This is a genomic window from Micromonospora sp. 067-2 (assembly GCF_046549295.1).
In the GTDB taxonomy this organism is placed as follows: domain Bacteria; phylum Actinomycetota; class Actinomycetes; order Mycobacteriales; family Micromonosporaceae; genus Micromonospora.
Genome location: NZ_JAJPWB010000003.1, coordinates 231195 through 243476, shown reverse-complemented (window position 1 = coordinate 243476; position 12282 = coordinate 231195). Strand labels below are relative to the sequence as shown.

The following is a 12282-nucleotide window of genomic DNA, read 5'->3' as shown; positions in this document are numbered from 1 at the left end:
CATTGACTGACCCGTCCCGGCCCGCCTGAACCGTCCCCGGCCCGCCTGAACCGTCCCCGGCCCGCCTGAACCGTCCCCCGACTGAACCGTCCCTGGCCTGTCTCTCGGCCACTGATCCGACGCCTCGGCCGTCGACCGCCTCTCGCGGTCGACGGCCGATTTTGTTGTTGCCGGATTCGAGCAGGACCCACCAGATCCATCGATGGGTCATATAAGAAGAAATCCCCACATCTCAGGCCTGCTTCAAGATCTTGTCAAAATCTGCCGTTAGAAAGTCGTGTCCTTTCACAACAGGATCGATACCTTGCCGAAACGAGTCGGCCTCGTTACAGTGACTCCACTCACATTTGGCTCCGACGCAGCTACTGGGCGTCAGGTCGCATCACCGCAGATCACGAACGTCATGGAGACACCCGTTCCCGAAGGGATGGACAGATGTCCGTACCGCAATACCGAAGGGCTGCGGCGTTAGCGCTCGTGGCCGGCCTGGGGTTCAGCCTCACGGCGTGCTCCACGAAGGGCGACGACGACAAGGACTCGAACGCTGGCGGCAAGGTCACCATCACGGTCGACTGCCAGCCGGTCGGCGCTCAGAAAGAGCTGCTGAAGAACTGGAACGACGACGTCGCCGAGTTCCAGCGGCAGAACCCGGACATCGTCATCAAGAGCGTGAGCGTCGGCGAGCAGTGCAACAACCCGCCGGACTTCACCGCCCGCCTCGCCGGCGGCACCGTGACCGACGTGTTCTACGGGTACATGACCGATCTCCAGCAGGTGCTCGACTCCGGTCAGGCGTTGGACATCACCAAAATCGTCAGCAAGGACACGATCCCCACCTGGGACAGCGTCGACCCGGCGCTCAAGGAGGTCTTCACCGACGGCGGCAAGCTCTACGCCGTTCCGGTGAAGAACTACTCGATGGGCCTGGTCTACAACAAGGTCCTGTTCCAGCAGGCGGGGCTCGACGTCAACAACCCGCCCAAGACCTGGGCCGAGGTGCGGACCGCCGCCAAGAAGATCTCCGCGCTCGGCAACGGGATCTCCGGCTACTCGGAGTACAGCGCCGGCAACACCGGCGGCTGGCACTTCACCTCCCTGCTCTACTCGCAGGGCGGCCAGGTGCTGAGCGCCGACGGCAAGAAGGCCGACTTCAACAACGCACAGGGCAAGCAGGTCCTGCAGAACATCAAGGACATGCGGTACGGCGACAACAGCATGGGCTCCCGCCAGCTGCTGCAGTGGGCTGACCTGCTGACCAACGCGGGTGCGGGCAAGGTCGGCATGTTCATCGGCGCGCCGGACGCCACCCAGGCGATCGTCAGCCAGTTCCAGGGCAAGTTCCAGGACTGGGCGATGGCTCCACTGCCCGGCCAGGACGGCCCGGCGAAGGGAACGCTCGGTGGTGGCGAGGGCTACTTCTTCAAGAAGGACCTCACTCCCGAGCAGGTGAAGGCCGGTCTCAAGTGGATCGCGTACCAGAAGCTGACGCCGGGCAAGGGTCAGTTCGACTACGTCCGGGCCAAGCCGCAGAACTACCCGGTGGGTCTGCCCCAGCCGCTGCTCTTCGCCAACGGCAGTGCGGCGCAGAAGCAGGAGCTCGAGCTCCGCAAGGCCAACGCGAACGTCGACACCGCGAACTTCGCGTTGTTCGAGGCGACCCCGGTCCCGATCAAGGGTGAGCCGCGCAACGCTCAGGCGGTCTACGCGGTGCTCGATGCCGCGATGTCCGGAGTGCTGACGAACCCGAACGCGAACACCGACGCACTGCTCAAGACGGCCGAAGAGAAGGTCAACCAACTCCTGACCGCCGGGAGCTGATCCGGTCGGATGGGGGCCGGCCGATACGCCGAGCGCCGGCCCCCATCCCACAGGTCGCCGCACCGTCCGGTCACCGAAAATCACGCAGGAGTTGCCTTGGCGATCACCACCGTCCCGGCTACCACCAGGAAACCGGGTCGTCCCACGCCGCAGTACGCAGGGCCACACCGTACGAGCCTCGGCCGCAAGGTCCGGGACAACCTCACCGGTCACACGTTCCTGATCGGCGCGGTGCTCTGCTTCGTCGTCTTCTCGTGGTACCCGATGATCCGCGGCATCGTCATGAGCTTCCAGCGCACCCGGCGCGGTGAGACCACCTGGGTGGGTTGGGACAACTACGCCCGCATCATCGCCGACCCGAGCTTCTGGACGGCCTGGCAGAACACGTTCTACTTCACGGTGCTCGCGCTCGTGCTCGGGTACGCGGTGCCGTTCTTCGTGGCGATCCTGCTCAACGAGTTCCGCCACGCCAAGGGGTACCTGCGGATCCTGGTCTACCTGCCGGTGATGCTGCCGCCAGCCTCCGCGCTCTACCTCTTCAAGTTCTACGCGTACGACCCCAGCGAGTCGGGGCTCTTCAACGCGATCCTCAAGGCACTGCACCTGCCCACCTCGCAGTGGATGCAGTCTCCCGAGATGACGATGCCGGCGATGGTGATCGCGTCGACCTGGATGAACATGGGTGGCGCCGTGCTCATCTACCTGGCGGCGCTGCAGAGCATCCCCGGGGAGCTCTACGAGGCGGCCGAGCTCGACGGCGCCGGGATCTGGAAGCGGATTCGCCACGTGACGATCCCGCAGACCCGGCTGATCCTCGCGCTCCTGGCGATGATCCAGATCGTCGCCACGATGCAGCTCTTCATCGAGCCCCTGATCCTCGCCAACGGTGCGGGCGCGGAGGACTCCGCGACCACGGTGGCGTACCTCATCTATCAGCACGGGTTCTTCCAGAACGACCTCAACGGTGCCGCCGCACTGGGCGTGATCATGCTCGTGGTGCTGGCCGGCTTCTCCGCCGCCTACCTGCGGCTGAGCGCGAAACAGGACTAGGACGGCGAGGAATGGCACAGGACTCCAGCACCCGGACCCTCATCTCCCATGCCCAGCTCAGTCGGGGGCGCGGCAGGATCATCTACTGGACGCTGCTGGTCGTCGTCGTGGCGGGGTTCACGCTCGTCTTCCTCGGGCCGCTCTACTGGATGGTGACCGGCGCGCTCAAGTCCGGTCAGGAGATCGCACAGACCCCACCGACGCTGTTTCCGAAGGATCCCCAACCGCAGAACTACATCGACGCCTGGAACAACCTGGAGCTCGCCAAGCTGCTGTTCAACACGTTCTACTACGCGATCGGCGCGGTGCTGTTCCAACTCGTCTTCGACGCGGCTGCCGCGTACTCGCTGTCCAAGCTCCGGCCGATCTTCGGCAACGTGATCCTCGCCCTGATGCTGGGAACGCTGATGATCCCGGCGATGGTGCTCATCGTCCCGCAGTACGTGACCGTGATCGACCTGCCGATCGTGCACATCAACCTGCTCGACTCGCCGTTCGCGATCTGGCTGCCCCTGGTGGCGAACGCATTCAACATCTTCCTGCTGAAGCGGTTCTTCGACTCGATTCCCGAGGACCTGATGGCGGCCGCCCTGGTGGACGGGGCGACGTCGCTGCGTACGCTCTGGTCGATCATCCTGCCGATGTCACGCCCGATCCTCGGCGTCGTCGCGATTCTGGCCATGACGGCGGTCTGGAAGGACTTCCTCTGGCCGAAGCTGGTCATGCCGTCGCCCGAGACCAGGACGGTCAGCGTCGGCATCTACACCTTCGCGGGCGGTACGCCGATGAACGTGGTGATCGCCGCGTCGGTCATCGCCGCGATCCCGACCGTCATCATCTTCCTGATCTTCCAACGCAACATCATGTCCGGCCTGACGACCGGCAGCCTCAAGGGATAGCCCAGAAAGCAGGTGCTCGTGTCCAGAGCAGACAGCAGTTCGTGGTGGCGTGGAGCGGTGATCTACCAGGTGTACCCCCGTAGCTTCGCCGACGGCGACGGCGACGGCGTCGGCGACATCGCCGGCATCCGGTCCCGGCTGAGCCACCTGTCCGCGCTCGGCGTCGACGCGATCTGGTTCAGCCCCTGGTACCCGTCGCCGATGGCCGACGCCGGCTACGACGTGTCCGACTACCGCAACATCGATCCGGTCTTCGGCACGCTCGGTGAGGCGGAGGCGCTGATCGCGGAGGCACACGCGCTCGGCATCAAGACCATCGTCGACGTGGTGCCGAACCACTGCTCCGACGCGCACCCCTGGTTCCAGGCGGCGCTCGCCGGCGGGCCCGACGCGCCCGAGCGGGACCTGTTCTGGTTCCGCCCCGGTCGGGGCCCGAACGGCGACCAGCGGCCCACCGACTGGGTCGGCGAGTTCGGCGGCCCGACCTGGACCCGGACCACCAACCCGGACGGCACCCCGGGTGACTGGTACCTGCACCTGTTCGCCCCCGAACAGCCGGACTTCAACTGGGAACACCCCAGGGTGCGGGCGGAATTCGAGGACATCCTGCGGTTCTGGTTCGACCGGGGGGTGGACGGGATCCGGATCGACTCGGCCGGGTTGCTGGTCAAGGACGGGGACCTGCCCGAGACCGTGCCGGACCGGCCCCACCCGTTCCGGGACCTCGACGGGGTGCACGACGTCTACCGCGCGTGGCGGAGGGTCGCCGACGAGTATCCCGACCGCGCCCTGATCGGTGAGGTGTGGATGCCGGACCGGCAGCGGTTCACCAACTACCTGCGCCCGGACGAGCTGCACGCGGCGTTCAATTTCGACTTCCTCGGCTGCGCCTGGGACGCCTCGGCGTTGCGCGGCAGCATCGACGGGACGCTGAGCGCTCACGCGCCGGTCGGCGCGCCGGCCACCTGGGTGCTCTCCAACCACGACGTCACCCGGCACGTCACCCGGTACGGCCGGGCGGACACCACGTTCAGCTTCGCGGCCAAGCGCGAGGGGACCCCCACCAACCTGGAACTGGGGACCCGCCGGGCCCGGGCCGCGGCGTTGCTCTCGCTGTCCCTGCCCGGCGCCGCCTACGTCTACCAGGGCGAGGAGCTGGGCCTCTACGAGGTCGAGGACATTCCGTTCGCGCTGCGCCAGGACCCGATGTGGGAACGTTCCGGCCGGATCGACCCCGGTCGGGACGGCTGCCGGGTGCCGCTGCCCTGGGCTGGTGACGAGCCGCCCTTCGAGTTCAGCCCCGAGGGCGCCGCAGCACCCTGGTTGCCTCAGCCGGCCGACTGGAAGGACCGGACCGCGGGGGCGCAGACCGGCGACGCGGCCTCGATGCTGGAGCTGTACCGGGCGGCGATCCGGATCCGCCGCGCCGATCCGGTGCTCGGCGACGGTGAGTTGACCTGGCTGCCCGCCCCGGACGGAGTGCTCGCCTTCAGTCGCGGCGGTGGTTTCCGCTGCCTGGTCAACATCGCCGACTCGTCGGTCCCGCTGCCTGCCGAGGGGGAGTTGTTGCTGGCCAGCGGGCCACTCGACGACGGTCTGCTGCCACCCGACACCGCCGTCTGGCTGCGTACCGCGCAGTCGGCGGACGGAGCTCGAGTGGCGGACGGACCGGCCTGACCTGATCGCCGTGGTGTCGGCGGTCCGTCCCGGCCGCCGACACCACGCCACCCACCCGGCCCGCGGGCCGCCGGGAGGAAGGAGGAACGAAGGGGACACGCGCCACGCCGCACGGACACGGGGGGATCTGGCCTGCCTGACGAAAGGGAGAGCGCAGCTCATGGCCAACCACACCACCGGCACGCCGCACCACCTCCGACACCCGACCCGGGCAGGGTTGGCCGCCATCGCCGCCACCCTGCTCGTCGCGACCACGGTGACCGCCCTCACGGTCACCGGCACCGCAACCCCGGCCTCGGCAGCCGGGCTGTCCCCCTTCGACATTCCCGGCCGGGGCGCCACCGTCCCGTTTCTCGAGCAGGAGGCGGAGAAGGCCGCCCACAACGGCACGAAGATCGGCCCGGACCGCCGCTACGGCACGCTGCCGTCCGAGGCCTCCGGCCGGGAGGCGGTCACCCTCGACGCCGTGGGTGAGTACGTCGAGTTCACCCTCACCGCTCCCGCGAACGCGGTCACCTTCCGGCTCAGCCTGCCGGACAGCCCGGCCGGCACCGGCCGCGACGCCGCCATCGACCTGCGGGCCAACGGAGCGCTGCTGAAGTCGGTCCCGGTGACCTCACGGTACGGCTGGTACTACGGCGGCTACCCGTTCAACAACAACCCGGGCGACACCAACCCGCACCACTTCTACGACGAGACGCGGGCGCTGTTCGGCAGCACCTACCCGGCCGGTACGAAGATCCGGTTGCAGGTCTCCTCGACCGCCCAGTCGCCCACCTTCACCATCGACCTGGCCGACTTCGAGCTGGTCGGCGCACCGATCGCCAAGCCCGCCGGCGTCCTGGACGTGGTGACCGACTTCGGCGCCGACCCGTCCGGCGGCACCGACTCCACTGCCAAGTTCCAGGCCGCGGTGGACGCCGGAAAGACCCAGGGCAAGGCCGTCTGGATCCCGTCCGGCACCTTCACGCTCTGGGACCACGTGGTGGTCGACGGGGTGACGCTGCGCGGTGCGGGGCCGTGGTATTCGGTGCTCGGCGGCCGGCACCCCACCGACCGTAAGCGGGCCGCCGGCATCTACGGCAAGTACGTCCCCGGCGGCGGCTACACCGGCGAGATCCGGCCGTACGAGGCCGGCGGGCCCAGCCGCAACGTCACGCTGCGGGACTTCGCCATCATCGGTGACATCCGGGAGCGGATGGACGACGACCAGGTCAACGCTCTGGGCGGGGCGATGACCAACTCGGTGGTGGACAACCTCTGGCTGGAGAACACCAAGGTCGGGGCGTGGATGGACGGCCCGATGGACAACTTCACCATCCGCAACAGCCGGATCCTGGACCAGACCGCGGACGGGGTGAACTTCCACACCGGCGTGACCAACTCGACGGTGACCAACACGTTCCTGCGCAACACCGGCGACGACGCGTTGGCGATGTGGGCGCAGAGCGTGCCGAACGTCAACAACTCCTTCACGCACAACACCATCGGCGTCACCCTGCTGGCCAACCACCTGGTCAGCTACGGCGGTCGGGATATCACGATCACCGACAACGTGACGGCCGACTCGGTCAGCAACGGCGGCGGCATCCACGTCGCGAACCGCTACCCCGGGGTGCAGGGCAACACCGCGGTCCGGGGCACCTGGACGATCGCCCGCAACACGTTGATCCGCAACGGCAACTCGGACTTCAACTGGAACTTCGGCGTCGGGGCGATCTGGTTCTCCGCGCTCAACGAGGCCTTCCAGCAGGCCACCATCAACATCACCGACACCGACATCCTGGACAGCTCGTACGCGGCGCTGCACTGGATCGAGGGCCAGACCAGCGGCATCAACCTGAACAACGTGCGGATCGACGGCGCCGGCACGTACGCGCTCCAGGTGCAGGCACCCAGCCAGGTGTCGTTCACCAACGTACGGGCCACCAACATCGCGCAGAGCAACCCGATCCACAACTGCGTCGGCGGCGGCTTCCAGATCACCCAGGGCGCCGGCAACTCCGGCTGGTACACCCCGACGCCGTACTGCGGCCCGTGGCCGGACCCGCAGTGGGGCGGCGGACCCACCACCCCGCCGCCGACGACTCCGCCACCCACCACTCCGCCGCCGACCACCCCACCCCCGACCACCCCACCCCCGACCAGCGGGAACCTGGCACTGAACCGTCCGGCGACCGCGACCAGCGCCAACCAGACGTACGCGGCGGGCAACGCGGTGGACGGCAACGCGGCCAGCTACTGGGAGAGCGCCAACAACGCCTTCCCGCAATCGCTCACCATCGACCTGGGCGCGGCCCGGTCGGTCGACCGGGTGGTGCTCAAGCTGCCCGCCGGCTGGGAACGCCGTACCCAGACGTTGTCGGTGCTCGGCTCCACCGACGGCTCGTCGTACGCCACACTGGCGGCGTCCGCCGGTCGGGTCTTGGACCCCGGCACGGGCAACGCCGTGTCGATCGGGCTGCCCGTCGGTGACCGCCGCTTCGTCCGGGTCACCGTCACCGGCAACACCGGCTGGCCGGCGGCCCAGCTCTCCGAGGTCGAGGTGTACGGCGGCACGCCCAGCACCCCGCCGCCGACGACGCCACCACCGACCACCCCACCACCGACCACCCCACCCCCGACCACGCCGCCGCCCAGCGGCAACCTGGCGGCCGGTCGGCCGGTCACCGAGACCAGCCACTCCGACGTGTACGCCGCGCCGAACCTGGTCGACGGCAACGCGGCCACCTACTGGGAGAGCGCCAACAACGCCTTCCCGCAGTCGGTGACCGTGGACCTGGGCGCCGCACGGTCGGTGTCCCGGGTCGTACTGAAGCTGCCCCCGTCGTCGGCCTGGCAGACGCGTACCCAGACGCTCGCCGTGCTCGGCTCCACCGACGGCAACTCCTGGACCACGGTGAAGCCGTCCGGCGGCTACACCTTCAACCCGGCCAGCGGCAACACGGTCACCGTGAGCTTCACGGCGACCAGCCAGCGCTTCCTGCGGCTGACCATCACCGGCAACAGCGGCTGGCCCGCCGGGCAGCTCAGCGAGTTCGAGGTCTACACCAGCTAGGCCATTGGCCCCCGTCCGTCCCTGCGCCCACCCCCGAAAGAGGTGTAGCTACCCCATGTCCAGATTCGGCACCACCCGAGGTACCCCACCAACCGGCTCGCCCGGTTCCGCCTCCCGAGCCGGCCGACCCCCGGCCCGTCGACGGCTGCTCGCCGGCGTACTCGCCGGGCTGCTCGTCACCGCCGTTCCGGCCGTCACCCCCGCGGTTGCCGCACCGGTGGCCAACCCGGCTCCGGCGCCGGCCGGTTCGGCTCGCGCGGCCCTGCTCGCCGGGCTCTCCGCCACCATGACCGCCAGCAGCTACGTGCAGAACTACGTGGCGGGCAACGCCAACGACGGCAACGCGGACACCTACTGGGAGAGCGCCAACAACGCGTTCCCGCAGTGGATCCAGGCCGACCTGGGCGCCACGGTCAGCGTCGACCGGGTGGTGCTCAAGCTGCCGCCCGCGTCGGCCTGGCAGACCCGTACCCAGACGTTGTCGGTGCTCGGCTCCACCAACGGCTCGTCGTTCAGCACCCTGAAGGCGTCCGCCGGCTACACCTTCAACCCGGGCACCGGCAACACCGTGACCGTCAGCTTCACGGCCACCAGCACCCGCTACCTGCGGGTGGAGGTCACCGGCAACACCGGCTGGCCGGCCGCCCAGCTCTCCGAGGTCGAGGTGTACGGCGCCGCCGGCAACCCCGACACCCAGGCCCCCAGCGTCCCCGGCAACCTCGCGTACACCCAACCCGCCAGCGGGCAGATCCGGCTCACCTGGTCGGCGTCGACCGACAACGTCGGAGTGACCGGGTACGACGTCTACGCGGGCGGCGGACTGCGCGCCAGCGTCAACGGCTCGACCCTGACGTACACCGACAACCAGCCGGACAGCGCCACCGTCTCGTACTACGTGCGGGCCAGGGACGCGGCCGGCAACCAGTCGGCGAACAGCAACACCGTCACCCGGACCGGCACCGGCAACCCGCCGGCCGGCACCAACCTGGCGGTCGGCAAGCCGATCACCGCCTCCGGGTACACGCAGACGTTCGTGCCCGCCAACGCCAACGACAACAACGTGGCCACCTACTGGGAGGGCAACGGCAACCCGAGCACGCTGACCGTGCAACTCGGCGCCAACGCCAGCCTCAGCCAGGTCGTGGTGAAGCTGAACCCGGACGGTGCCTGGGGGCCGCGTACCCAGAACATCACAGTGCTCGGCCGGGACCAGGGCTCCTCGACCTTCACCACCCTGGTCGGTGCGGCGAACTACAGCTTCAGCCCGGCCAGCGGCAACACCGTGACCATCCCGGTCTCCGGTGCGGCGGCCGACGTGCGGCTCTCGATCGCGTCGAACACCGGTGCCCCGGCCGGCCAGGTGGCCGAGTTCCAGATCATCGGTGTTCCGGCGCCGAACCCGGACCTGACTGTGACCGGGCTGTCCTTCAGCCCGTCCGCGCCGGTCGAGACGAGCACCATCACGCTCTCGGCAACCGTGCGTAACGCGGGTTCGGCGGCCTCCGGCGCAACGAACGTCAACTTCTACCTGGGCGCCACCCGGGTCGGCACCGCGGCGGTCGGCGGCCTCGCGGCGGGCGCCTCGACCACCGTCACCGCCAACATCGGCACCCGGGACGCCGGCAGCTACCCGCTGAGCGCGAAGGTCGACGAGTCGAACACCGTCGTCGAGTCCGACGACACCAACAACAGCTACACCAACCCCAGCCCGCTGGTGGTCAGCGCTGTCGCCAGCTCGGACCTGGTCGCCTCCGCGGTCGACTGGTCACCGGGCAACCCGCCGCCCGGCAGCACGGTGACCTTCTCGGTGTCGATCCGCAACGCCGGCAACCAGGCGTCCACGTCCGGCTCGCACGGCATCACCCTGACCGTGCTCAACGAGGCGGGCACCGTGGTCCGTACGCTCACCGGCTCGTACTCCGGCGTGATCAACGCCGGTGCGACGGTCGGCCCGATCAGCCTGGGCACCTGGACCGCCGCGAACGGCAAGTACACCGTCCGGGTGGTGCTCGCGGCCGACGGCAACGAGCTGCCGGTCAAGCAGACGAACAACACCAGCGACCGCCCGCTCTTCGTGGGGCGCGGCGCCAACCTCGGCTACGACATGTATGAGGCCGAGGACGGCACGACCGGCGGCGGCGCCGGGCAGGTCGGGCCGAACCGGGACATCGGCAACCTCGGCGGCGAGGCGTCCGGACGCCGGGCGGTAACCCTGAACAGCACCGGCGCGTACGTCGAGTGGACCACCCGGGCGGCAACCAACACCCTGGTCACGCGCTTCTCCATTCCGGATTCGGCCGGCGGTGGGGGCATCGACTCGACGCTGAACATCTACGTCAACGGCACCCTGCACAAGCCGATCAACCTGACCTCCAAGCACATCTGGCTCTACGGCGCGGAGGCCAGCCCGAGTGACTCGCCGAGCGCCGGCCCGCCTCGGCACCTGTACGACGAGGCCAACGTGCTGTTGAACTCGACCATCCCGGCCGGCAGCACGATCCGTCTGCAGAAGGATCCGGCCAACACCACCACGTACGCGATCGACTTCATCAACCTGGAGCTGGTCGCTCCGCGTGCCAACCCGGATCCGGCGCGCTACCGGGTGCCGACCGGCTTCACCCACCAGGACGTGCAGAACGCGCTGGACGCGGTCCGGATGGACACCACCGGCAACCTGATCGGCGTGTACCTGCCGGCCGGCACGTACGAGACCGCGCAGAAGTTCCAGATCTACGGCAAGGCGGTCTCGGTGGTCGGTGCGGGAATCTGGTATACCCGCTTCCAGACGCCGACCGGTCAGCAGAACACCGACGCCGGCTTCGGGGTGCAGTCCTCGGCCAGCGGGTCGACCTTCTCGCACCTGGCGTTCTTCGGAAACTACACCAACCGCATCGACGGGCCGGGCAAGGTCTGGGGTGAGCTGAAGGACGTCGACAACATGACCCTGGACGACGTCTGGGTCGAGCACACCGTCTGCGCGTACTGGGGGGTGAGCGTCAGCGGGCTGACCATCCGCAACAGCCGCATCCGCAACACCTTCGCCGACGGTGTGAACCTGACCAACGGCAGCACCAACAACCTGGTCACCAACACCGAGGGGCGGTCCAACGGCGACGACGCGTTCGCCCTCTTCTCGGCGACCGACGCGGGCGCGTCGACCTCCAACAACGGCAACGTGTTCGAGAACCTCTCGGCCACGCTGACCTGGCGGGCGGCCGGGCTGGCGGTTTACGGCGGGTACAACAACATCTTCCGCAACCTGTACATCGCGGACATGTTGACGTACGCGGGGATCACCATCAGCTCGCTGGACTTCGGCTACCCGTTCATCGGGTTCGGAGCCAGCCCGCCGACCCAGTTCCAGAACATCTCGCTGATCCGAGCCGGCGGGCACTTCTGGGGATCGCAGACATTCCCCGCGATCTGGGTCTTCTCCGCATCCAAGGAGTTCCGCGGCATCCGGGTGTCCGACGTGGACATCGTCGATCCGACGTACTCCGGGATCATGTTCCAGACCAAGTACACCGGGTCGCAGCCGGAGAACCCGATCACCGACACCGTCTTCACCAACATCTCCATCAGCGGCGCCCGCAAGAGCGGTGACGCCTTCGACGCGAAGTCGGGCTTCGCGGTCTGGGCGAACGAGCAGCCGGAACCCGGTCAGGGCCCAGCGGTCGGCTCGGTCACCTTCAACAACCTGCGGCTGACCAACAACGCGGTGGACATCCGCAACACCACGTCGACATTCACCATCAACCGCAACTGATTCCACCGCTGGTC

The 12282-nt window shown here is 68.4% G+C and carries 6 protein-coding genes; all 6 read left to right on the top strand.

Annotation, left to right across the window (positions count from 1 at the left end; translation table 11 throughout):
- Positions 1–435: 435 nt before the first annotated feature.
- The 6 genes from ACLJN9_RS07810 to ACLJN9_RS07785 all read left to right on the top strand — a co-directional run bounded on the left by ACLJN9_RS07810 (position 436) and on the right by ACLJN9_RS07785 (position 12268).
- Positions 436–1818 (top strand): ABC transporter substrate-binding protein, encoded by a 1383-nt coding sequence (locus tag ACLJN9_RS07810; RefSeq protein ID WP_410810420.1) that lies wholly within the window; start codon positions 436–438, stop codon positions 1816–1818.
- A gap of 96 nt (positions 1819–1914) precedes the next feature.
- Entirely contained in the window at positions 1915–2868 is a 954-nt protein-coding gene (locus tag ACLJN9_RS07805; RefSeq protein ID WP_410810419.1) for a carbohydrate ABC transporter permease, read from the top strand.
- An 11-nt stretch (positions 2869–2879) separates the two neighbouring features.
- Positions 2880–3767 (top strand): carbohydrate ABC transporter permease, encoded by an 888-nt coding sequence (locus tag ACLJN9_RS07800; RefSeq protein ID WP_410810418.1) that lies wholly within the window; start codon positions 2880–2882, stop codon positions 3765–3767.
- Between the two features lie 18 nt (positions 3768–3785).
- Positions 3786–5444 carry a glycoside hydrolase family 13 protein gene (locus ACLJN9_RS07795; RefSeq protein WP_410810417.1) on the top strand — a complete coding sequence of 553 codons (1659 nt, stop codon included), beginning with the start codon at positions 3786–3788 and terminating at the stop codon, positions 5442–5444.
- A 160-nt stretch (positions 5445–5604) separates the two neighbouring features.
- Positions 5605–8502, top strand: a complete 2898-nt coding sequence (locus ACLJN9_RS07790) for a discoidin domain-containing protein (protein WP_410810416.1) — start codon at positions 5605–5607, stop codon at positions 8500–8502.
- 55 nt (positions 8503–8557) lie between these two features.
- Positions 8558–12268 (top strand): discoidin domain-containing protein, encoded by a 3711-nt coding sequence (locus ACLJN9_RS07785; RefSeq protein WP_410810415.1) that lies wholly within the window; start codon positions 8558–8560, stop codon positions 12266–12268.
- Positions 12269–12282 lie beyond the last annotated feature (14 nt).